At 60.6% G+C, this 23,447-nt stretch carries 21 protein-coding genes; 14 read left to right on the top strand and 7 right to left on the bottom strand.

Going from position 1 to position 23,447, the window contains the following annotated elements:
- From UCMB321_RS29540 to UCMB321_RS16310, 4 genes are all read left to right on the top strand, one after another.
- A partial coding sequence (locus tag UCMB321_RS29540; protein WP_209437183.1) for a DUF637 domain-containing protein occupies positions 1-2,757 on the top strand: 2,757 nt, incomplete at its 5' end.
- Positions 2,757-3,197, top strand: a complete 441-nt coding sequence (locus UCMB321_RS30755) for a hypothetical protein (protein WP_157015978.1) — start codon at positions 2,757-2,759, stop codon at positions 3,195-3,197. The genes UCMB321_RS29540 and UCMB321_RS30755, both read left to right, overlap by 1 nt.
- A 322-nt stretch (positions 3,198-3,519) precedes the next feature.
- Positions 3,520-3,747 (top strand): hypothetical protein, encoded by a 228-nt coding sequence (locus UCMB321_RS16315; protein WP_157015976.1) that lies wholly within the window; start codon positions 3,520-3,522, stop codon positions 3,745-3,747.
- Between the two features lie 345 nt (positions 3,748-4,092).
- Positions 4,093-4,416, top strand: a complete 324-nt coding sequence (locus tag UCMB321_RS16310; RefSeq protein WP_040068679.1) for a hypothetical protein — start codon at positions 4,093-4,095, stop codon at positions 4,414-4,416.
- A 247-nt stretch (positions 4,417-4,663) separates the two neighbouring features.
- Here the strand turns inward: UCMB321_RS16310 and UCMB321_RS16305 are convergent, their stop codons facing one another.
- Both UCMB321_RS16305 and UCMB321_RS16300 read right to left on the bottom strand, forming a co-directional pair.
- Complete coding sequence (locus UCMB321_RS16305; RefSeq protein WP_040068646.1) at positions 4,664-5,011, bottom strand: DUF6124 family protein; 348 nt, start codon at positions 5,009-5,011, stop codon at positions 4,664-4,666.
- Between the two features lie 342 nt (positions 5,012-5,353).
- On the bottom strand, positions 5,354-6,292 hold the full coding sequence (locus UCMB321_RS16300; protein ID WP_040068644.1) for a hypothetical protein: 939 nt from the start codon (positions 6,290-6,292) through the stop codon (positions 5,354-5,356).
- Positions 6,293-6,607: 315 nt separating this feature from the next.
- On the opposite strand from UCMB321_RS16300, the gene UCMB321_RS16295 reads away from it, so the two are divergent.
- Complete coding sequence (locus tag UCMB321_RS16295; protein ID WP_040068642.1) at positions 6,608-7,108, top strand: hypothetical protein; 501 nt, start codon at positions 6,608-6,610, stop codon at positions 7,106-7,108.
- 76 nt (positions 7,109-7,184) lie between these two features.
- Here the strand turns inward: UCMB321_RS16295 and UCMB321_RS29535 are convergent, their stop codons facing one another.
- The gene (locus UCMB321_RS29535) at positions 7,185-7,610 is read right to left on the bottom strand and encodes a hypothetical protein (protein ID WP_052451265.1); all 426 of its coding nucleotides are present in this window, start codon (positions 7,608-7,610) and stop codon (positions 7,185-7,187) included.
- A gap of 284 nt (positions 7,611-7,894) precedes the next feature.
- Here UCMB321_RS29535 and leuC point away from each other — a divergent pair, with 284 nt between their 5' ends.
- Complete coding sequence (gene leuC, locus UCMB321_RS16285) at positions 7,895-9,316, top strand: 3-isopropylmalate dehydratase large subunit (RefSeq protein ID WP_052451264.1); 1,422 nt, start codon at positions 7,895-7,897, stop codon at positions 9,314-9,316.
- Positions 9,313-9,927 (top strand): 3-isopropylmalate dehydratase small subunit, encoded by a 615-nt coding sequence (leuD, locus tag UCMB321_RS16280; protein WP_040068640.1) that lies wholly within the window; start codon positions 9,313-9,315, stop codon positions 9,925-9,927. Before leuC ends, leuD begins: the two co-directional genes overlap by 4 nt.
- Before the next feature lie 142 nt (positions 9,928-10,069).
- On the opposite strand, the gene ttdR is transcribed toward leuD, so the two are convergent.
- The 3 genes from ttdR to UCMB321_RS16265 form a co-directional block, all read right to left on the bottom strand.
- Entirely contained in the window at positions 10,070-10,984 is a 915-nt protein-coding gene (ttdR, locus tag UCMB321_RS16275; protein ID WP_040068638.1) for an L-tartrate utilization transcriptional activator TtdR, read from the bottom strand.
- Between the two features lie 345 nt (positions 10,985-11,329).
- Entirely contained in the window at positions 11,330-12,643 is a 1,314-nt protein-coding gene (locus UCMB321_RS16270; protein WP_040068635.1) for a dicarboxylate/amino acid:cation symporter, read from the bottom strand.
- A gap of 113 nt (positions 12,644-12,756) precedes the next feature.
- Complete coding sequence (locus tag UCMB321_RS16265; protein ID WP_040068633.1) at positions 12,757-13,632, bottom strand: alpha/beta fold hydrolase; 876 nt, start codon at positions 13,630-13,632, stop codon at positions 12,757-12,759.
- Between the two features lie 266 nt (positions 13,633-13,898).
- Here UCMB321_RS16265 and UCMB321_RS16260 point away from each other — a divergent pair, with 266 nt between their 5' ends.
- From UCMB321_RS16260 to UCMB321_RS16230, 7 genes are all read left to right on the top strand, one after another.
- Complete coding sequence (locus tag UCMB321_RS16260) at positions 13,899-14,915, top strand: AraC family transcriptional regulator (protein WP_040068631.1); 1,017 nt, start codon at positions 13,899-13,901, stop codon at positions 14,913-14,915.
- Positions 14,916-15,070: 155 nt separating this feature from the next.
- Positions 15,071-16,717, top strand: a complete 1,647-nt coding sequence (locus UCMB321_RS16255) for an AMP-binding protein (RefSeq protein WP_040068628.1) — start codon at positions 15,071-15,073, stop codon at positions 16,715-16,717.
- Between the two features lie 175 nt (positions 16,718-16,892).
- Complete coding sequence (locus UCMB321_RS16250) at positions 16,893-17,660, top strand: SDR family NAD(P)-dependent oxidoreductase (RefSeq protein WP_040068626.1); 768 nt, start codon at positions 16,893-16,895, stop codon at positions 17,658-17,660.
- Positions 17,661-17,671: 11 nt separating this feature from the next.
- Positions 17,672-18,862 (top strand): acetyl-CoA C-acyltransferase, encoded by a 1,191-nt coding sequence (locus UCMB321_RS16245; RefSeq protein ID WP_040068623.1) that lies wholly within the window; start codon positions 17,672-17,674, stop codon positions 18,860-18,862.
- Positions 18,863-18,887: 25 nt separating this feature from the next.
- Complete coding sequence (locus tag UCMB321_RS16240; protein ID WP_040068621.1) at positions 18,888-20,015, top strand: acyl-CoA dehydrogenase; 1,128 nt, start codon at positions 18,888-18,890, stop codon at positions 20,013-20,015.
- 15 nt (positions 20,016-20,030) lie between these two features.
- Positions 20,031-20,804, top strand: a complete 774-nt coding sequence (locus tag UCMB321_RS16235) for an enoyl-CoA hydratase (RefSeq protein ID WP_040068618.1) — start codon at positions 20,031-20,033, stop codon at positions 20,802-20,804.
- A 178-nt stretch (positions 20,805-20,982) separates the two neighbouring features.
- Entirely contained in the window at positions 20,983-22,167 is a 1,185-nt protein-coding gene (locus UCMB321_RS16230; protein WP_052451263.1) for a transporter substrate-binding domain-containing protein, read from the top strand.
- 125 nt (positions 22,168-22,292) lie between these two features.
- On the opposite strand, the gene UCMB321_RS16225 is transcribed toward UCMB321_RS16230, so the two are convergent.
- Entirely contained in the window at positions 22,293-23,444 is a 1,152-nt protein-coding gene (locus tag UCMB321_RS16225) for an acyl-CoA dehydrogenase family protein (protein ID WP_040068615.1), read from the bottom strand.
- Positions 23,445-23,447: the final 3 nt, after the last annotated feature.

Here is a 23,447-nt window from a genome sequence, read left to right as displayed (position 1 = left end):
GGTAAGGATCTGACGATTGAGAGTGGTGGGGGTATTACCTTCGAAGGGCAGAAGGACCTTCATCAGGAGAGTCACGAGAAGACCAACAACAACGCTTTCTGGGTTTCTTCCAAAGGCAGCGGCAAGACTGACGAGACCTTGCGTCAGACCCAGATGGCCGCCGCCGGCAACATCACCATCAAGGCCGTCGAAGGTCTGAAAATCGACCTCAAGCAGGTCGACCAGCAGTCGGTCAGCCAGACCATCGATGCGATGGTGAAGGCTGACCCGAAAATGGCCTGGCTCAAGGACGCCGAGAAGCACGGTGATGTGGATTGGCACCTGGTAAAGGAGATTCACGACTCCTACCAATACAGTAACTCGGGGCTTGGGCCAGCTTCGCAGTTGATCATTGCCATCGTGATGGCGGCTGTTGTCGGGCCTGCCGTTATGGGGGCTATGGGGGCGGAGGGGGGCGCAATAGCGACGGCGGTCAATGCTGGGACGATAAGCGCAAGTACTGGCGGAGCCTTATCCGCCGCCACAGCGGCTGTAGCCACGGGCGCCGCTACAAACGCGGCCACTAGCTTTATCAACAATGGCGGAAACCTGGGAGCGGTCTTCAAGGATGTCACCTCGTCCGATGCCCTCAAGGGGTATGCCATCTCGGGCCTGACGGCGGGACTGACTGCGAAGTATTTCGATGGCTGGACAGGGACCAAGACTGACCCGATAACGGGAAAAATTACCAGTCCTCCTCTCAACACATGGACGGGGGTTGGGCAGTTTGCTGCGAACCAGACTCTGCAAGCGGGCACCTCAACGCTGTTGAGTAAATCCCTGGGGCAGGGCGGCAGCATGGGCGATGCGCTGCAGGGGGCGTTGTTCAATACCTTGGCGGCAGTCAGTTTCAAGGCTGTGGGTGATTACACTCTCGGGAAATACGAGGATGGCACGCCGCAGAAAGCGGCTATTCACGCGATGGTCGGCGGGCTGTTGGCTGAAGCAACAGGGGGCGACTTTAAAACCGGAGCTCTGGCAGCTGGAGCCAATGAACTTCTGGTCAATCACCTGAGCGCGCTGGTTAAAGATGACAAAGGTCTGTTGACCATGTCATCGCAGATCGTTGGCGTCCTGGCGGCAGCAGCTCAAAGCGACACCGATGCCAGCAAGATGGAGAAAGGGGCCTGGGTTGCAAAAAATGCAAGCCAGTACAACCGGCAGTTGCACGCGGATGAAGACAAATGGATTCGGGAGCATGCCAAGGAATTTGCTGCCAGTCAGGACATCAGTGAGCAGGAAGCGACGGAGCGGTTGAGCCAGCAGGCGTTGAAGGATGTCGATTACCTGTGGCGTGCTCTCTTGAGCGATGGCACTGATAACGCTGCAGCGAAATTTTTGGCGGGCACCGGCAAGACTTTTACCAATGACTTGGGTGAACAGCAGGCTCTGTTCACCGCGAAAGGCCAGCAGTTGTTCCGGCCAGAGATGTTTGCCGACACGGCTGATCCGCAGTTCTATCGCCAGTTCGTACAAAGCGGTATCAGCCGTCCGTTGAGTGAAGGTCTGATCAAGGAGATGAAGGACTCCGGCGTCGACCTGAAGAATGGTGCGGTGGATCTGGCCAAGTTCGTGGTTCAGAACCCAGGAACTGTGGTTCCGGGTATTTGGGAGGGGGTCAAAGGTGCGATCACTGGCATCCCTGATGGGTTCAAGGAAAGTGGTCATGCCATCGGTGAAGGGGCGGCAACAGCGTTCAATGATGACATTGCGGCCAAACTCAACGCGATCTATGGGGTTGACGTATCTACTGCCCAACAGGCGCTTTTCTTCATGCGGACTGTTGCAGCGGTATCAGGCGCTGGAAATGCCGGGAAGGCAGGAGCAAAAGTTACTGAGAAGGTCAGTGAGGCGGTTGGTAAAAAACTAGACGATATTCTCAAGGAGGCGAATGAGCGGGCGCTGCTGGCCAAGAATGGCGAGAAGTTGCCAGATGGTAAGCTGAATCCGGAGCCAGTCATCGGGCCTTGCTGCTTTGCAGCAGGAACCATGGTCGCCACTCCTTCGGGGGAGCGAGCTATCGATTCGCTCAAGGTCGGCGATATCGTTTGGAGCAAGCCCGAAAAAGGAGGCGAGCCCTTCGCTGCTGCCATCCTTGCAACTCACGTCCGCACTGATCAACCGATCTATCGACTCAAGCTGGAAGGCATCCGTACAGATGGCAAGGCCGAGAGCGAAACGCTGCTGGTAACACCTGGGCATCCGTTTTACGTTCCGGCACGACATGGTTTTATCCCGGTTATCGACCTTAAACCGGGGGATTTGCTTCAGTCACTGGGCGATGGCGCGACTGAAAACGTCTCAAGCCAGGTTCGATCGTTGGAGCTGTTCCAGCCCCAGGGGAAAACGTATAACCTGACGGTAGACATTGGTCATACGTTCTATGTAGGCAAGCTGAAGACTTGGGTGCATAACGTTGGGCCTTGTAGTATTGATGGGAAGCCAGTTTCAGGGGGTAAAAGTGGTAGTGACCCTGAGTTACCACAGTCTAGGGGAACGCTGCTTAAAGAGGCTGCTGGTAATTTAGGATATGATAGGCGCATTCCCCCACAAAAAGCACCATTTGACTCTCATGGTCAACCAGTATTTTCAAATGGGAAGGAGTTTATAACTCCAGACATAGATGGTCATAACGTTTCTGATGGTTGGAAAGTTTTTAATCGGAAAGGGCAGCGTGTAGGAACTTACGATAAAAATCTAAATAGAGTGAAAAACTAATGGGTTTTGGTATTTTTTTAGATCATGTGTTGTCCGACTCTTTTGGTGTTGCATCTCTAAAAGGGGTTATACATCTATCAGGTAGTCAGGAGTTTTTCTATGCGCCGGTTTCTTATTGGGGGCGAAGAGAGTATATTGAGAGTTGGCGTGCAGCATTTACGACTGGGTATGCTCGTGGTGAGCATTCTGTCTTGGTTACATCTATGCTTGATCCAGAAAAGGCAAATTTTCTTACCGTATGGGTTCTGTACTATGTAGGATCTAAAGTATATGTTCAGAACTCAATTGTCTTTTTAGACGAGGTCGGAGAAAAATTTGATGTGTCCGATCCGAACTCTTATGTCGGTCCTCGAGAAAAAATTGATGAGGATGGGAATGAGATTTCAGAGTGGGAGGTCTCGTTGGATGATGTTGTTTCGTTTTTTGAAGGCTTAAGTTAGGGGCAGATTTATTTTTAGGGGCGTTGACAGGTACCGCTCGTTTTGTTGGTAAGGTCGAGGGTGGTTGGTTTTCGTATTGAGTGACTTTGGAAAGGTGCCCTGCTGGCTATGTCTGAAAATGAATCTGTCCTCTTTTCATCGGTCCCATTTTTTAGGGGCACCGTAGTGCTGAGGAACTGATTTATGTCTATATTGTTAAGCTATAAAGAAATTCAGCAAAAGATATTTTTTCTATTATCCGATTTACTGTCGCCTTAAGCTTAGAAAGAATAAGAAGATAGGGTTTTCTTGGGTTGAGGGGGAGTTAGAGGTCGGATATGCATTGAATGAGCTGGATGGTAGTTTTAGTAGTCCGACAGAGGAGCTGATGCTTTATACGGCAGGGCTTATGCTTTCCGCTGGCAGAGAGCCGGAAATTGCATGCAATATTGCTTCGAAAGATATAAGGGAGTTAATCGGTATTCATGGGCTGGAAACGCTCTTGGCACGCCTTTCTGATTCTGATGCGGAAGAGGTTAGATCGGATTTGGAACTTTTGGAGATTATTTGATGGTTGTGGACGAAAAGGGGAGGTCGGCCAGATGACTCTCAGATTTATTTTCTCCTCCTGAAATGGGCGTCAAGTATATGACTTCAAGGGTGCCATCTGTGGCAATTGAGTTTCTTCGACGGCTCACTGGTAAGCAGGTTGTCAAGCTTGTTAAGAAAAGGTGACACCCATTTGGGTTGTGATCGAGTACGACCAGTATGGCCGGCAGGTTAAAAGAACGGATTACACTAATCACGGATATGGGAACCAAGGAAAGCCTGCGGAATATCATTCCGACCCGCACATGCATACCATATGAATATGGTCCAGGCTATGGCTCCAATGGGAAAGAGACGAGGGTCCATAATGATTGGTCTTCCAGAATTGAATGAATTGCTTGTTGCTCACAACTGCTTGCATGAAATTAGTATTCAGTTGAATGAGGATGGGATGGCTTATGATTTATCTCTATCGATTTCGGCCTCTGAAAAGGTAGGGACTGATGTCGTGCGTATCAGATTCATTGATATTAGCCAATTTACGTCCCGTGATTTTGGCGGCGGATTAACTCAACTGATGCATATGAACGTTAATAAGCTGGATTCTGGCCTTGATAGGATGCGTTATCAATTGAGTGATCTTGAAGATGGAAAATTATCGTTTTATTTTTCATCGTTCTCGGTTGCTTAAGTGGTGCAAAAGGCGCAGGTACTGCGCTAGAAACTACCAATCCCAGTGAAAATGGGACGGATTTGAATGGCACTTCCTTAACGGCTAAATACTTGAGTTGAAAGCAAAAAGTGAGGCGGGCCGGTCTTCGATAGAAGGGGCGATTGAGCCCAGCATTCCTACTTTTTCTTACAGCAATAAGCTGAAATATCGAATAATGTCGCACGAAACGGGGAGCCTGACTCCCCATCCCGCGCCCTACATCATGTCAGCCACTGACGCCGGCCATACGCTTATCCAATACCGAATCCACCCACAACTGCGCCAATTCAATCAAATGCACCACGCCCATCGCCACCTTGCGGTTGGCGCCGGTCTGGTTGTCGGCGTTTTCATAAGCTGTGGCTGCAGCGGATTGCAGAATGGAATACGCATTGACCAAAGCCTCTTCCTGGCTTTGCGCTTCAGGCAACAGGTCCCGTGTCGGTGTCGCACGGGTGGGTTTTGGATTGGCCCCGGGCGTCAGGTTGTAATGAGCAAAAGCCCGTTCGGCCGCTTGCGGGTCGATGGCCTCGGCACTGGATAAAGTAGGTGGGTTGGGGGTGATCTTGAACATATCGCATAACTCCCTAGTTTGATTGGAGCCGCCGCTGATCGCGACTAAACGATGGGTGGCGGCCGCGCGCAGGTTAGTCGACCGGAAACTAGGGAACCGGCGCACCCGAAGGTGCCCTGCGCACGACCACCATAAAGTGCAGGCGATAAAAAAGCGCCCGTCTCAAGGATGGCGCTGTGCGCCGTAGTTTCGCGGGCGACTAAACCCGATCACTGAATGAGCAGTGACAAGGAGCAGACTAGCCAGCGGAATAGGCAGGCGCAAGCGGGTTGGATTTTCTAGGAAATTTCACTCAAGGGAAAGAGAGTTGTCCTGTCTGGACGATGCGATCGCAGCCATCACTCACATATCCGCATAAAAACTATTGCTGAAGATATCGTCGACACCCGGCGAAGGCGGCTTTGCGCGGCCCATGCGCTTGGCCCGGATTATCCGGCGGGGAGCCGACCCCGTCGAAGTACTGACGGTCGGCGCACTCAGCATGGTCGACAAGCTTCTTTTCTTCGCGCCGCCTCCTTGGATCTGCTTCTGGTCTGCGAGCATCTGCGCCACGTGCCGATTGACCTCCGCCACCATCCCCTCCACTTCATCCTTGAGTGTGCGGGCCAGTTCCGATTCCGCGCGCACCAGGCCTTCGATGTAAAGGTCTCCGGTGGCCTGCAGTGTGGGTTCATCCTCCTTCCTGTCGGCCATGATTCTCAACGCCGAGACAGCCATATCCAGGTAGAGGCGGATATTCGTCACCGAGATGCAGGGTTCCGTGGCCGAAGCGTCGAAGGTCCTCAGGCGCACGGTTTCATGGACCCGGTCAATGACCTTGTCCGGCCCGAGGTTGATGGCCTGGGGCAATAACCGTGTGTTGCGGCACATGTCGATACAGCGGCTGCGCAGTTCACTGACCATTTCGTCGTCGTCCCCCAGCCTCTCCAGCCGCCTCAGAAAGTCCGCCGTCAGTCCCAGGTTATTGAAGTGCGCGGCATCCATGCGGCTGTGTCCGGTCGTGCTTTCTTCCAGTGGCTGTTTGGACTTCTTGTTGAGCGGTGCGCCGCTTTTGAGTCGGGTGCCGCTGTCGACCTGGTGCGTCGCGCAATGCGTTGTCACATGGCGAGGGTCGAAGCTGATGCCGTGCAGTGTCTCCACGTAGTCGCAGGTCAGCTCCACATAGAAGCAGAAGAGAAAGAAATGGCGGATACGTTCGAACGCGTGGCGCGGCAACGACTCGCGCAGTGGACCGCTTTCAACGGGGGCACTCTGGACACGCTGGCTGGTTTCTCTTGGCATTCCCTGTTCTCGCGATAAGCGTTCGGCACTTCGAACGAGCCAATAAGCGCTAGGTGCACAAGGCTAGCACCAAGCCTTGTAGATTTCAGGGCGCAGGATGAATAACGGATTCATCCAGAAGGCGCAGGAGGGGAGGGCGCTTTCCTTCAAATCGGGATTTTTTGTAACGGAATACATACATATGTTGTACAGTTCTGTTACCTAACTGGAATCGGCTCCCATTTCCATTTTATGACAGGACACCCCCATGCGCGCCTTGCAAGGACGTAAGCATCACGGCGATATCTCTCGCCTTCAGGTTATCGGAGGCTGGAGATGAGCACAGGTTCGATCACCGCCTGGGCCACGGCCCTCAGTTCCCGGGTCTTTGAGCGCAAGGCCGCCGATACCAAGAAAGCCAACCTGCAGGAAATCAAGAACAAGCAGGTGCTCAACAACATCCCCCGGGATCCGACCGCCCTCGACACGGCGAAGATGCAGAAGGACAAGCTGCAGTCGCAGTTCCAGGGCTTCGACCCGAAATCGGTCACGCCGGATCAGTTGACCAAATACAGCAATGTCCTCAAGGAACATGGCCTGATCAGCGCGTCCACCGCCGGCCTGCTGTCCACCGCCGGCTCGAAAAACAAGGCGGGCGAGAAATTCAACGCGTTGGATTATTTCGCCACCCAGATCAGCACCCTGCAGAGCGGCACCTCGAACGAGCAGTTCTCCAACCATATGATCCCGGAGTACAAGCGGGCGATTAACGTGTTGCTGAACCTGCAGCAGTTCGCCAGTTCCGGCGCCAGCATGTCGATCAATACGAAGGCCTGATCCGCTTACCTATTGGCCAGATAACGAAACGGGGAGCCTTGGCTCCCCGTTCTGTCTTGCGTGTAGTGTCAGCGGCTCAGCGTCCGGTCCTGGCGGTCTGGTCTCGACGCGGCACGGGGCGGGCCAGGCGCTCTTGTGGTTGTTTCTCCGGCCATGGCGTCGTGGTCACCGTCACGCTGACGGGTGCGGTGACCTGGTCGGGTGCCTGCCTCTGACGGCGGGCGGCACGCTTCCTCAGCTTTTTGCTGATATGGGCCTGGAGGGCAGGGATCATGAAAAAATACAGGTAGGCCGACAGTACCAGCGTCAGATCGACCCAGGACTCGGCCACCGGCTCCTTAAGTGCCCACTCAATCAGTCGTTTGGCGCCGAACAGCGCCGCAATGCCCGCCAACGCAAGGCCAAATGCTATTTTCTGTGACTTGACGAGATTCGATAGGCTGGGTCTCATGGCAAGCAGTACTCCAAGCTTTTTGGTACCGTTATCTGTGTCTGTGATCATCAGAATTCCTTTCAGTTCCTGTCCTGTCCATTTTATAGCTCAAGTCGGCCGTTCTTTTGCGGGCTGTCGGTTGCATGGTTATATCGTGTAGTACCTTTCTATTGTGTCGGTTATAAGTCACTGATGACAATGACTACTCGTCCGATCCAACACGATCCATGTTCCCAGCCATCACCCTCCCGCCATTGATGGACCGTTGCCGCCGCCTATGATGGGCGCGACGTCTGTCGGCCTGCCGCCGTGATCCGACAGCCTCGCGTACTTTCCTTCCTGCGAGCGCCACCATGACTCAAACCAGAACCCTCTACGACAAGCACATCGATTCCCATACGGTGTGTCGCCTCGATGACCAGGGCCATGTCCTGCTGTATATCGACCGTCAGGTCATCAACGAATACACCAGCCCCCAGGCCTTCAGCGGCCTGCGCGAAGCCCGGCGCGGCATCTGGCGGGCGAATACCGCCCTGGCCGTGGTCGACCATGTGAACCCCACCGCGCCCAAGCGCATTGCCGCGATGCCGGATGCCGGAGGTGCGCGGCAGGTGTCCTACCTGGCCGAGAACTGTGAAGATTTCGGTATAGATCTGTTCGACGTACTTGACAAGCGCCAGGGCATCGAACATGTGATTGCGCCCGAACAGGGTTTTATCCTGCCGGGCATGGTAGTGGCCGCCGGTGACAGTCACACCACCACCTATGGCGCGTTGGGGGCTTTCGGTTTCGGTATCGGGACCTCGGAGATCGAGCACCTGCTGGCGTCCCAGACCTTGGTCTACAAACGCCTGAAGACGATGCGGGTGACGGTCGGCGGCGAGCTGGCGCCGGGGCTGACGTCCAAGGACGTGATCATGGCGCTGATCGGCAGGATCGGCGCTTCCGGGGCCACCGGCTATGCCATCGAGTTCCGTGGTTCGACCATCGATGCCCTGAGCGTCGAGGCGCGCATGACCATCTGCAATATGGCGGTGGAGGCGGGGGCGCGCGGTGCCTTCATGGCCCCGGACGAGAAAGTCTTCGCCTATCTCAAGGACAAGCCCCGGGCACCCAAGGGCGAGCTGTGGGAGCAGGCCGTGGCCTCCTGGCGGACCTTGTACAGCGATGTCGGCGCGCGCTTCGACCGCGAAGTCGAGCTGGATGCCGGGACGCTGGAACCCATGGTCACCTGGGGCACCAGCCCGGATCAGGCGGCGCCCATCGGCGCAAGCGTGCCGGATCCGCAAGACATCAGCGACCCGATCCTGCGCCAGGACATGCGCCGCGCCTTGGACTACATGGGGCTGGAGGCCGGCATGCCGCTGAACCAGATCGTGATCAGCCACGCCTTTATCGGCTCCTGCACCAACGCCCGGATCGAGGACCTGCGGGATGCCGCCCGGGTGGTGCGCGGCCAGCACGTGGCCAGGCATGTGCGGGCGATGATCGTGCCCGGTTCCACCCAGGTACGTGATCAGGCCGAGGCCGAAGGGTTGGCGGCGGTGTTTATCGAGGCCGGTTTCGAGTGGCGGCAATCGGGCTGTTCGATGTGCCTGGCGATGAACGACGACGTGCTGGAGCCCGGCGACCGCTGCGCCTCCAGCACCAACCGCAATTTCGAAGGGCGCCAGGGCGCCGGGGCCCGTACGCATTTGATGAGCCCGGCGATGGTCGCCGCGGCCGCCATTGCCGGACACCTGACCGATATTCGCCACCTGGAGCCAAGGCCATGAGCATGCAGCCGTTTTCCCAAGTCACCGGCAAGGCCGCGCCGATGCTGGCGGCCAATATCGACACCGACGTGATTATGCCCAAACAGTTTCTCAAGGGGATCGATCGCAACGGGCTGGACCGCGGGTTGTTCTTCGACCTGCGGGTCTTGCCTTCGGGTGAACCCAACCCCGGGTTCGTGCTGAACCAGCCGGCCTGGAAAGATGCCCGCTTCATGGTGGTCGGGCCGAACTTCGGTTGCGGCTCCAGCCGTGAACATGCGGTGTGGGGCTTGAAGCAGGTGGGGATCCGGGCGTTGATCGGCAGCAGTTTCGCCGGGATCTTCTACGATAACTGCCAGCGCAACGGGGTGTTGTTGATCACCCTGGACGAAGCGACCGTGCAGCGGCTGGGGCAGGTGGTGAGCCAGTCGCAGAGTGCCGAGATCACCATTGATCTCGAGGCTCAGCAGATCCGTTTGCAGGATGGCAGTGTCATCGAGTTCCAGATCGATGCGCTGCGCAAGAACGCGTTGATGCTGGGTTTGGATGCCATCGGCACGACCTTGCAGCGTAGCGAGGAGATCAGGGCGTTCGAACGGGCGCATTTGCAGGCCAATCCCTGGTTGGCCTGAAGCCAATACGTTCAGTTAAGCGAGCATTGGTCCTTTGTAGGAGCGAGCTTGCTCGCGATGGTAGTCAGGACACCGCGGGGTATCAGGTGCCCAGCGTTATCGTTGACGTCCATCGCGAGCAAGCTCGCTCCTACAGGTATTGCTAGATCGACAGCTGTCGAAAGTGCTCCTGCAGAAACTCCACACACACCCGCAATTTGCCCGAGTACGCCAGTCGCGTCGGGTACACCGCCCAGACATTCGCGCTCTGGGTGTAGTCGTCCAGCACCCGCACCAGTCGACCCTGTTCCAGCAGCGGTTTGACGTCCCACAGGGAGCGCAGCAGGATGCCGCGTCCATCCAAGGCCCATTGCAGGACGATCTCGCCGCTGTTGGATGACAACGGCCCGCGCACCCGCACGCTGTCCTGGCTGCCGTCACGCTCCAGGTTCCAGATGCCGAAGGCGTTGTCGCGTTCCTTGAGTACCAGGCAGTCGTGCTGTTCCAGGTCGCTCAACTGCTGCGGCATGCCACGCCGTTCCAGGTAGGCGGGCGCCGCGCACAGCACCCGTCGATTGCTCACCAGGCGCCGGCCGATATGCTGGCCGGGGATGTCGTCGCCCACGCGGATTTCCAGGTCGAAACCCTCGCTGACGATGTCCACCACACGGTCGAACAGGTCCAGACGGATCTCCAGGTCCGGGTAGCGCTCGGCCAGCAACGACAGCGCCGGGGCCACGTGATTGCGCCCGAAGCCGAAGCTGCTGCACAGGTGCAGGCGGCCGCTGGGGCTGTCGTGGGCTTCGGACAGTTCGTCGTTGAGTTGCTGGAAGTCCTCGAGGATGCGTACCGCCCAGCGTTGCACCCGCTCGCCATCTTCGGTCAGGGCGATACGCCGGCTGGTGCGGTGCAGCAGGCGGGTGGCGAGGGTGGTTTCGAGGATCTGGATGCGCTTGCTGACGTAGGCGGGCGACAGGCCCAGTTCATCGGCGGCGGCCGCGAAGCCGCCCTTGCGGATGACGGTCAGGAATACGCGCAGGTCTTCGGGCAGGGGCACGGTGTCTTTCTTTGGGCTCATGGACGAAGCAACGAACACTGGCGGCAGGAGCCGCCAGAATAGCATTGGATGGGAAGGGCGAAAGCATCGTGGCAGCGCCGGAGTCTCAAGCATTGCACGAACCTTGTAGGAGCCGGCTTGCTGCGGGCGGCGTTCCGACGATGAGGCCCGCAAGTCCTACATCGCCTATGTGGCCGTCATCGCCAGCAAGCCGGCTCCCACAATTTGGCGTATCACCGCAACGTATCGTGTTGCCCCACACCCTGTAGGAGCTGGCTTGTCGGGACGCCGCATCGCAGCGATGAGGCCCGCGAGACTTGCATCGACTGTGTGGCCGCCATCGCCGGCAAGCCGGCTCCCACAGGGTTATGTGGTTGCCTTGGTCGTATCGGTCGCCGCCTGGGCAGCCAGGGCCTTGCGTTCGCGCTTGAGGGCAATCGGCGCCATCTTGTCGCGGTCCAGTTCGCCTTCCCAGGCCGCCACCACCAGCGAGGCCACGGCGTTGCCAATGATGTTGGTCAGGGAGCGACACTCGGCCATGAACCGGTCCACCCCGAGGATCAGCACCATCGCCGCCACCGGTACGGTCGGCACCACCGCAAGGCTCGCGGCCAGGGCGACGAAGCCGGCACCGACCACCGCGCCGGCACCCTTGGAGGTGAGCATGGTCACCGCCAGCAAGGTCAGCTGTTGCTCCAGCGTCAGGTCGATATTGGTCGCCTGGGCCAGGAACAGCACCGCCAGGGTCATGTAGATATTGGTGCCGTCGAGGTTGAAGGTGTAGCCGGTGGGCACCACGATGCCCACCACGCCCTTGGAGCAGCCCAGGCTTTCCAGCTTCTGGATCAGTTGCGGCAGGGCGGACTCCGACGAACTGGTGCCGAGCACGATCAGCAGTTCCGACTTGATGTAGCCCAGCAGGCGCCAGATGCTGAAACCGGCATAGCGGGCGATGCTGCCCAGTACGCAGATGATGAAGATGAAGGCGGTCAGGTAGAAGGTGCCGACCAGCTTCATCAGCGGCAGCAGCGAGCCCAGGCCGTATTTGCCGATGGTGAAGGCCATCGCCCCGAACGCGCCGATCGGCGCCACCCGGGCGATCATGCCGACGATGCGGAAGAACACCTCGCTGGCCTGGTGAATCACCCCCACCAGCGGGCGGGCCTTTTCGCCGACCATCACCAGCGCCAGGCCGAACAGGATCGAGACGAACAGCACCGGCAGGATCTCGCCCTGGGCGAAGGCGTCGAAGAAGGTGGTGGGGATTACATGCAGCAGGAAACCGGTCACGCCTTCGCCATGCTGGGCCTGGCCGACGAAGTTGGCGATGGCCGAGGTGTCGAGGGTTTTCACATCGACATTGAAACCCGAGCCCGGGTGCAAGGCATGGGCGGCCAGCAGGCCGATCGCCAGGGCGAGGCTGGAGACGATTTCGAAGTAAAGCAGCGCCTTGCCGCCCACCCGCCCGACCTGTTTCACGTCGTGCATGCTGGTGATGCCGGAGACCACCGTGCAGAAGATGATCGGGCCGATGATCATCTTGATCAGCTTGATGAAACCGTCGCCCAGGGGCTTGAGGTCGATGCCGGTCTGCGGCCAGTGGTGACCGATCAACACCCCCAGCACAATGGCGATGACCACCTGGATATACAGGGTTCCCAGCAGTTTGCGGATTGTCATTGTTATTGTCTCGTCGCGGGTTTGGGGGAAGAGGGGGCAAGCCGATCCCGTCATGGGCCGTTGGCGGAGGCCCATGGGGGAAGGGGTGGATCAGTGCCTTGGGGGCCAGCGGTTCAGCGCAGGAAGGCCAGGACTTCGCCGAGCAACTGTTCCGGGACTTCCTCGGCCAGGTAGTGACCGCCGGGCAGGGCCTTGCCGCGCACATCGGTGGCGACCTTCTGCCATTCGCGCAGCGGATCGAAGCAGCGGCCCACGGTGCCTTCGGCGCCCCAGAGCGCCAGCAGCGGCATGTTCAGCGAGCGCCCGGCCTCGATGTCGGCGCGGTCGTGTTCCAGGTCGATGCCGGCGCTGGCGCGGTAGTCTTCGCAGATGCCGCGCGCGCTGCCGGGCAGGCTGATGCAGCGCACATATTCGCTGAAGGCTTCGTCGGTAAAGGGCTTGAGGCCGGCGCTGCGACTGCCCATCACGCTGCGCAGGTACTGTTCGGGGTTGGCTTCGATCAGGGTTTCCGGCAGCGGTGCCGGGCGGATCAGGAAGAACCAGTGCCAGTAGGCGCGGGCGAAGGCTTCGTCGGTCTGGGTGTACATCGCCAGGGTCGGGGCGATATCCAGCAGCACCAGGCGTTGCACAGCCTGGGGATGGTCGAGGGCCAGGCGATGGGCGACGCGGGCGCCGCGGTCGTGGGCGAGGATCGAGAACTCGCTGAAACCCAGGGACTCCATCAGGGCCACGCCGTCGCGGCCCATCTCGCGCTTGGAGTAGTTGAGGTGCTGCTCGTCGGCCGCTGGCCGGGTGCTGTCGCCATAGCCGCGCAGGTCGGCGGCGACCACGGTGAAGTGTTTGGCCAGGTCACCGGCGACCTTGTGCCAGATGACATGCGTCTGCGGGTGGCCGTGCAGCAGCAGCAGGCCTGGCCCGCTGCCGCCGATGCGGTAGGCAATGTCCACACCGTTGACGTGGCGCTGGTCTTTCCGGAATCCGGCGAACATGGAGTGACTCCTTGTGAGGGTTGCGTACATCCTAAGACCCACGGCGAACGGGGCAAGGCGCAAAGCGTGGTGCGCCTGTTCATGAAGTGTGTTGAAACACCGACTTGTAGGAGCCAGCTTGCTGGCGATGGTCGTCAACGATAACGCGGGGCATCAGTATGATCGCGGTGTGGCGACGTTCATCGCCAGCAAGCTGGCTCCTACAGGGGACGGGCGCTGTTAAGATAGCCGCCACACGGATCAGTACAGGGCTTGAGTGACGGCCAATGTCGGAAAAAGACACCATCTCCATCCACCTGGTGCACGAGGCACTGCTGCAGAGTTGCGCCCCCGGTGCGGACACCATTCAGGTGCTGGACAAGCTCGGGATCGCCCCGGCGCTGCTGGAACAGGCCGATGCCCGGGTCCCGGCCAGCGATTACGCGCGGTTGTGGCGCCTGTTGGCGCGGCGCAACGATGACGAGTTCTTCGGCATGGACCCGCGCAAGCTGCGCGCCGGCAGTTTCGCCTACCTGTGCCGCGCGGGCATGGCGCAGCCGACGGTGGCCGCCGGGCTGGACGCGGTGCTGGGCTTCCTCTCGTTGATGCTCGAACGCCTGCCGGCCCAGTTGGTGCGCCAGCAGAGCCTGGCGGAAATCGTCCTGCTGGAGCCGCAGGGGCAGGCACTGCGGCCGTTCACCTATTTCACCTACTGGATGATCGTCCATGGCGTGGCCTGCTGGCTGGCCGGGCGGCGTATCCCGATCCTGGCCATCGAGTTGCGCTGCGCCGAGCCGGATTATCGCGAAGACTATCGGGTGATGTTTTCCGAGAACCTGCGCTTTGACCGGCCGCGCACCCGGATGATCTTTTCCGCCGACTGCCTGGACCTGCCGATCAAGCGCAGTGCCGGGGAACTGCAGCGGTTCCTGGCGCTGGCACCGGCCAATATCCTGGTCAAGTACCGCGATGCCCGGAGCCTGGCCAGCCGGATCCGCCAGGACCTGCGCCAGCTGCCCGCCGCGGACTGGCCGGAAACCGAAGGCTTGGCCCTGCAATTGTGCATGTCGGCCTCGACCCTGCGTCGCCGGCTGGCGGAAGAAGGGCAGACCTACCAGGGCCTCAAGGACAGCGTGCGCAAGGAGTGGGCGATTGCCTGGCTGGCGGAACCGTCGATCAGCTTCGCCGAGATCGCCACACGGCTGGGCTTCGCCGACGCCAGTTCGTTCTACAAGGCCTTTCGCAAATGGTCCGGGTCCAATCCGGGACATTACCGCAGCCTGATCCTCAACGAGGTGCACTGACCCGTCTTGCGCGCAACCTGTAGGAGGCCCGGTTATTGGCCAAACCAGTCAATCAGGTTGAAAGCTTTGACCATTGTCCCAAGTCCCTGACAGCGCGACTATTTCCAGGATTTTTCTACGGTTCCTTCCAATAACAAGACCGAGAGATTCCGGACATGCGCGACTATCAGACTGCCACGGCGGACTTCGATTATCAGCAAGCGGCCCAAGCGGGCCTCAAAGGGACTTTGACGGCGCTCAACGCCTGTATCGAATGCTGCGACCGGCATGCCTTGCCGGGGCGGATCGCGCTGTTCTGGGAAGGCCGCGACGGCAGTAGTGCGGTCTACACCTTCAGCGAGTTGCAGGACAAGGCCGGGCGCTTTGCCAACTTCCTGCTGGCCCAGGGCGTGCGCCGTGGCGACAAGGTCGCCGCGCTGTTGCCGCGCAATGTCGAACTGCTGGTCACGCTGTTCGCCACCTGGCGCATCGGTGCCATCTACCAGCCGCTGTTCACCGCCTTCGGCCCCAAGGCCATCGAGCATCGCCTGGGCAGCTCCGGCGCCAAGCTGGTGGTCACCGACGCCGCCAACCGCGGCAAACTGAGCGAAGTCGCCGACTGCCCGGCCATCGTCACGGTCGGCGGCCCCAAGGGGCAGGGCATCGCGCGCGGCGATTTCAGCTTCTGGGCCGAACTGGACAATTACCCGGCCTACTGCGAGCCGGTGCTGCTCACGGGCGAGGACCCGTTCCTGCTGATGTTCACCTCGGGCACCACCGGCCCGGCGAAACCCCTTGAAGTGCCGCTCAAGGCGATCATCGCGTTCCAGAACTACACCCGCGACGCGGTCGACCTGCGCCCGGAGGACGCGTTCTGGAACGTCGCCGATCCGGGCTGGGCCTACGGCCTTTACTTCGGCATCACCGGGCCCTTGGGCATGGGTCATCCCATCACCTTCTACGATGGCCCGTTCAGTGTGGAAAGCACCTGCCGGATCATCGAGAAATACGGCATCACCAACCTCACCGGATCGCCCACCGCCTACCGCTTGCTGATTGCCGCGGGCGAGGCCTTCGCCGGCAGGGTCAAGGGCCGCCTGCGGGTGGTCAGCAGTGCCGGCGAGCCGCTGAACCCGGAGGTGATCCGCTGGTTCGCCGACACCCTGGGGGTGACCATTCTCGATCACTACGGCCAGACCGAAATGGGCATGGTGCTGTGCAATCACCACGGCCTCGAACATCCGGTGCATATCGGTTCGGCGGGGTTTGCCTCGCCCGGGCATCGCATCGTGGTGCTGGACGAGCAGCAGCGGGAGCTGACGGTCGGGCAGCCGGGGATTCTCGCGCTGGACCGCTCGCAGTCGCCGATGTTCTGGTTCAACGGCTACAAGGGCTTCGAGACCAAGGCCTTCGTCGGCCGGTACTACCTCAGCGGCGACACCGTGGAGCTGAATGCGGACGGCAGCATCAGCTTCGTCGGGCGCAATGACGACGTGATCACCACCTCGGGCTACCGGGTCGGTCCGTTCGATGTGGAAAGCGCCTTGGTGGAACATCCGGCGGTGGTGGAGGCGGCGGTGGTCGGCAAGCCTTGCCCGGAGCGTACCGAGGTGGTGAAGGCCTTCGTGGTGCTCGGCGCGCAGTACCGTGCCGAGCCGCAGTTGGCCGAAGAGTTGCGCCTGCATGTGCGCAAGCGCCTGGCGGCCCACGCCTACCCACGGGAAATCGAATTCGTCGACGAGCTGCCCAAGACGCCAAGCGGCAAGTTGCAACGTTTTATCTTGCGTAATCAGGAAATCGCCAAGGCCCAGGCCGGCACCTGAGTACACGAAACAGGGATTGGCGCTGAAATGCTCAATTGTGGGAGCCGGCTTGCTGGCGATGACGGCCGGATTGGCGATGCAAGGCTTGCGGGCCTCATCGCTGGCAAGCCAGCTCCTACAAGGGGACAGTGTCGATCATCAGAGTTGTTTACGGTTTTAACGAAGGACAGATGCAATGAACATTCAAGACAAGGCTTTCATGGTCAGCGGCGGGGCTTCCGGCCTCGGTGCGGCCACCGCGCAAATGTTGGTGGCCGCCGGTGCCAAGGTGATGCTGGTGGACCTCAATGCCGAGGCCGTTGCCGCCCAGGCGGAAAAACTCGGCGCGCAAGCCCGCAGCTTGGTGGCCGACATCACCCAGGAGGCCCAGGCCCAGGCGGCGGTCAAGGCCGCGGTCGACGCCTTTGGCGGGCTGCACGGCCTGGTCAACTGCGCCGGCATCGTGCGCGGTGAAAAGATCCTCGGCAAGAACGGCCCCCATCTGCTGGACAGCTTCAGCCAGGTGATCAACGTCAACCTGATCGGCAGTTTCAACCTGCTGCGCCTGGCTGCTGCCGCCATCGCCGAGACCGAGGCGGACGCCGACGGCGAGCGCGGGGTGATCATCAATACCGCCTCCGCCGCCGCCTATGACGGCCAGATCGGCCAGGCCGCCTATGCCGCCTCCAAGGGCGCCATCGTCAGCCTGACCCTGCCGGCCGCCCGCGAACTGGCCCGCTTCGGCATTCGCGTGATGACCATCGCCCCGGGCATTTTCGAAACCCCGATGATGGCCGGCATGACCCCCGAAGTCCGTGCTTCGCTGTCGGCCGGCGTACCGTTCCCGCCACGCCTGGGCAAGCCCTCCGAGTACGCCGCGCTGGTTCGGCATATCATTGAAAACAGCATGCTCAATGGCGAGGTGATCCGTCTCGACGGCGCCTTGCGCATGGCCGCGAAATAGGAGAATCGATCATGAGTAACCACGATCCCATCGTTATCGTCAGTGCCGTGCGCACCCCCATGGGCGGCTTCCAGGGCGACCTGAAAAGCCTCAGCGCGCCGCAACTGGGCGCCGCCGCCATCCGCGCCGCCGTCGAGCGCGCCGCCGTGGCGCCGGAAGCGGTCGAGCACGTGCTGTTCGGCTGTGTGCTGTCCGCCGGCCTCGGCCAGGCACCGGCCCGCCAGGCGGCCCTCGGGGCCGGGCTGGACAAGTCCACCCGTTGCACCACCCTGAACAAGATGTGCGGTTCCGGCATGGAAGCGACCATCCTCGCCCACGACATGCTCCTGGCCGGCAGCGCCGAGGTGGTAGTGGCCGGTGGCATGGAAAGCATGTCCAACGCGCCGTACCTGCTGGACCGCGCCCGCAGCGGCTACCGCATGGGCCACGGCCAGGTGCTCGACCACATGTTCCTCGACGGCCTCGAAGACGCCTACGACAAGGGTCGCCTGATGGGCACCTTCGCCGAGGATTGCGCCGAGAACCACGGTTTCAGCCGTGAAACCCAGGATGCCTTTGCCGTGGCGTCCCTGACCCGCGCCCAGGAAGCCATCCGCGAGGGCCGCTTCCGCGAGGAAATCGTGCCCCTGACGGTCACGGTGGGCAAGGAACAGCGACTGATCAGCGACGACGAACAACCACCCAAGGCCAAGCTGGACAAGATCGCCAGCCTGAAGCCGGCGTTCCGCGAAGGCGGTACGGTCACGGCGGCGAACTCCAGTTCGATTTCCGACGGCGCGGCGGCGCTGGTGCTGATGCGTCAGTCCGAAGCACAGAAGCGTGGCCTCAAGCCGCTGGCGGTGATTCACGGCCATGCGGCGTTCGCCGATACCCCGGGCCTGTTCCCCGTGGCCCCAGTGGGGGCGATCGAGAAACTGATGAAGAAAACCGGTTGGTCCCTGGACCAGGTCGATCGCTTCGAAATCAATGAAGCCTTCGCCGTGGTCACTCTGGTGACCATGCAGAAGCTGGAACTGCCCCACGACAAGGTCAACGTGCACGGCGGCGCCTGTGCCCTGGGCCACCCGATCGGCGCGTCCGGCGCGCGGATTCTGGTCAGCCTGCTCTCGGCCCTGCGCCAGAAAGGCCTGAAACGCGGGGTCGCGGCCATCTGCATCGGCGGCGGCGAAGCCACGGCGATGGCGGTCGAGTGCCTGTACTAGTTTCGTAAAGAGCTTTGGAGTTGCCATGTTACCCAGCGATGAACAACAGCAAATCGGCGAGGTAGCCCGGGATTTTGCCCAGGAGCGCCTGAAACCCTTCGCCGCCGAATGGGACCGCGAGCACCGCTTTCCCAAGGAAGCCATCGGCGAAATGGCCGGGCTGGGCTTTTTCGGCATGCTGGTCCCGGAACAGTGGGGCGGCTGCGACACCGGCTACCTGGCCTACGCCATGGCCCTGGAAGAAATCGCCGCCGGCGACGGCGCCTGCTCGACCATCATGAGCGTGCACAATTCGGTCGGTTGCGTGCCGATCCTCAAGTTCGGTAGCGAGGAGCAGAAAGCCCGTTTCCTGCCGCCGCTGGCCAGCGGCGCCATGCTCGGCGCTTTCGCCCTGACCGAACCCCAGGCCGGCTCCGATGCCAGCGGCCTGAAGACCCGTGCCCGGCTTGAGGGCGACCATTACGTGCTCAACGGCTGCAAGCAGTTCATCACCTCCGGGCAGAACGCCGGGGTGGTGATCGTCTTCGCGGTGACCGATCCGGCCGCGGGCAAGCGCGGTATCAGCGCCTTTATCGTACCCACCGACTCGCCGGGCTATGTCGTCGCACGGGTCGAGGACAAGCTTGGCCAGCATGCCTCCGACACCTGCCAGATCCTCTTCGAGGACGTGAAGGTGCCGGTTGCCAACCGCCTGGGCGAGGAGGGCGAGGGCTACCGCATCGCCCTGGCCAACCTGGAAGGCGGTCGTGTCGGCATCGCCGCGCAATCGGTGGGCATGGCCCGGGCCGCGTTCGAGGCGGCGCGGGACTATGCCCGCGAGCGGCAAAGCTTCGGCAAGGCGCTGATCGAGCACCAGGCCGTGGCGTTCCGCCTGGCGGACATGGCCACCCAGATCGCCGTGGCCCGGCAGATGGTGCACTACGCCGCAGCCCTGCGTGACAGCGGCAAGCCGGCGCTGGTGGAGGCCTCCATGGCCAAGTTGTTCGCATCCGAGATGGCCGAGAAGGTCTGCTCGCAAGCCTTGCAAACCCTGGGCGGCTATGGCTATTTGAACGACTTCCCGTTGGAGCGGATTTACCGCGACGTGCGGGTCTGCCAGATTTACGAAGGCACCAGCGACATTCAGCGCATGGTCATTTCGCGCAACCTGTGATCAAGGAATCTATCGATGAGTTATGAAACCATTCTGCTGGACATCAAGGACCGTGTCGGCCTGATTACCCTGAACCGCCCGCAGGCGCTCAACGCCTTGAACGCCCAGATCGTCAGCGAGCTGAACCAGGCGCTGGACGCCCTGGAAGCCGATCCGAACATCGGCTGCATCGTGCTGACCGGCTCGAAGAAGGCCTTCGCGGCGGGGGCCGACATCAAGGAAATGGCCGAACTGACCTACCCGCAGATCTACCTGGACGACCTGTTCAGCGACAGTGACCGGGTGGCCAACCGGCGCAAGCCGATTATCGCCGCGGTGTCCGGTTTTGCCCTGGGCGGCGGTTGTGAACTGGCGCTGATGTGCGACTTCATCCTGGCCGGCGACAACGCCAAGTTCGGCCAGCCGGAAATCAACCTCGGCGTGCTGCCGGGCATGGGCGGCACCCAGCGCCTGACCCGTGCGGTGGGCAAGGCCAAGGCCATGGAAATGTGCCTGACCGGGCGCTTTATCGATGCGGTGGAAGCCGAGCGTTGCGGCATCGTGGCGCGGATCGTGCCGGCCGATGATCTGCTTGAGGAAGCGCTGAAGGTGGCGGCGTTGATTGCCAGCAAGTCGGTGCCCATCAGCATGATGGTCAAGGAAAGCGTCAACCGTGCCTTTGAGGTCAGCCTGTCGGAAGGCGTGCGTTTCGAGCGTCGGGTGTTCCACGCGGCGTTCGCCACCCAGGATCAGAAGGAAGGCATGGCGGCGTTCATCGCCAAGCGTGAGGCGCAGTTCAAGGATCGTTGAGGCGTACTGTTCGCCGTATGGGGTGGGTCTGGATTTACGCGAGTAAAACTCAGACCTGTCCCACAAGCTTTGACGATAGGTCCCGTTGAGGCAGTAACGCCTTCGTAGAAAGATCGCTTGTTCGCTACAAGCGGGTGTCATCGACACTCTTCGATCTCTCTATCTGAAGGACGTTGCTATGGATGTTTTTGCCAGGTGGTCACGTATATTCTGCAGGGGCGGTTTTGTCGCGATTGCCCTGTTGAGCGCTTCCACGCTTTGTGTGGCCGCCACAAGCCCGGGGGCTGAGATCCGTTTTGGTGTCGAAGCCCTGGTCCCTCCTTTTGAAAGTCGCAATGCACAAGGCGAGTTGGTTGGCCTGAACATCGAACTGGGCAATGCCCTCTGTTCCGAGCTCAAGCGCAGCTGCGTCTGGGTCGACCAGGACTATGCGGGCATGATTCCGGCGCTCGAAGCCGGAAAGTTCGATGCGATCATGCCCATGACCCCGACGCCCGAGCGCCGCCAGAAGATCGACTTTAGCGATCCACTCTACTCGCTGAGCAGCCGCCTGGTGGCGCGCAAGGGCAGTGGCCTGCTGCCGGAGGTCACGTCGCTCAAGGGCAAGCAGATCGGTGTACTGAGGGGGACCAGCCGCGAAGCCTATGCAAAAGCCCAGTGGGGGGCGCAGGGTATTGCTATTCGCAGCTACGCCTTGAACGATGAACTAGTCCGCAGCCTGCTGGCCGGTGAAATCGACGCGACGCTACAGGACACCCTGGAAATCGCCGAAGCCTTTTTGAAAACACCACAGGGCAAGGGTTTCGAATTTACCGGGCCCGTGGTCATCGATGAGCGCTTGGGCAGCGCGATTGCCATCGGTGTGCGTCAGCAGGACCGCGAGCTGCGTGAAGCACTGAACCGGGCGTTGCAGTCGCTCAAGGATTCGGGCCAGTACGCAGCCATTGTTTCCCGTTATCTGCCTGAGTGGCCTGCTGCCACGCTGCGGCCCAAACTGCAATTTCTGGGTGAACAACCGAGTCTTCCGTTTTCCAAAGTGGTCCGTGTCGGCGAGTGGCTGTACCTGTCGGGTGTGCTGGGCAGCGATGATGCCGGCAAGTTGGTGAGTGGCGGTATTCGGGGGGAGATGGAGCAGGCCTTGGCACGGATACGCGGGACGCTGGAGCGCAACGGCTCGTCCATGGAAAACGTTGTGAGGTGTATGGTGATCCTCGCCGATATCAAGGATTTTGCCGCGATGAACGACGTGTATATGAAGCATTTCAAGGCCGGCAGTCGACCGGCGCGGACCACCTTTCAGGCCGGTAAGCTACTGATGGACGCGCGGGTGGAGGTGGAGTGCCAGGCGTTGGTCAAGGCGTAGGATTTGTGTGGGGCTGACAGCCCCATCGCGAGCAAGCTCGGCTCCTACAGGATTTTGGTTGAACCACTCATTTGTGACCAACCGATAACCTGTAGGAGCCGAGCTTGCTCGCGATGCTTTTGGCGTCACACGAGGTAGTGCCTCAGTTCCCGCGCAATCAGCATCCGCTGAATCTCGCTCGACCCTTCGTAGATCTGCGTGATCCGCGCATCCCGGTAGTACCGCTCCACCGGATAATCTTCCAGATACCCATACCCCCCATGAATCTGCATGGCCGAGGAGCAGACCTTCTCGGCCATTTCCGAGGCGAACAGCTTGGCCTGGGACGCCTCCGACAGGCACGGCTGCCCGGCACTGCGCAGGCGCGCCGCATGGAGGATCAGCAGTCGTGCGGCGTTGATCCGGGTGTGCATGTCGGCCAGCAGGTTGGCGATGCTCTGGTGCTCGATGATCGGCTTGTCGAACTGCACTCGCTCCCGTGCATAGGCCAGCGCCGCTTCGAAGGCCGCGCGGGCAATGCCCAGTGCCTGGGCGGCGATGCCGATGCGCCCGCCTTCCAGGTTCGACAGGGCAATGGCCAGGCCCTTGCCGCGTTCGCCCAGCAGATTGGCCTCGGGCACGCTGCACTGGTTGAGGGTCACCGCGCAGGTGTCGGAGGCGCGGATGCCCATCTTGTGTTCGCTACGATCGACGACAAAGCCTGGTGTGTTGGTAGGCACCAGGAAGGCCGAGAGGCCTTTCTTGCCCAGATGGGGATCGGTGACGGCAAAGACAATCGCCAGTTCGGCGCGCTTGCCGTTGCTGACGAACTGCTTGGCGCCATTGATCACCCACTGGCCGTCCTTCAATTCGGCGCGGGTCCGCAGGTTGTGGGCTTCCGAGCCGGCCTGGGGTTCAGTGAGGCAGAAGCAGCCGATGGCCTGGCCGGTGGCGAGCCGTTCCAGCCAGGTTTCTTTCTGCGCCTGGCTGCCGTAGTTGAGGATCGGTCCGCAGCCGACCGAGTTGTGAATGCTCATCAGCGCGCCGGTGGCACCGTCGCCGGCGGAAATTTCTTCCACGGCCAGGGCATAGGCCACGTAGTCGACATAGGTGCCGCCCCATTCCTCGGGCACCACCATGCCCAGCAGGCCCAGTTCGCCCATCTTGGCCACCAGGCCGTCGTCGATCCAGCCGGCTTTTTCCCAGGCCTGGGCATGGGGCGCGATCTCGCCGCGGGCGAAGTCCCGGGCCATGTCGCGGATCATCACTTGTTCTTCGCTCAGTTCAATATCGTGCATGGT

Origin of the sequence: Pseudomonas batumici, from assembly GCF_000820515.1 — a bacterium.
GTDB classification, from domain to species: Bacteria; Pseudomonadota; Gammaproteobacteria; order Pseudomonadales; family Pseudomonadaceae; genus Aquipseudomonas; species Aquipseudomonas batumici.
This window is presented reverse-complemented; position numbering and strand designations above follow the sequence as displayed.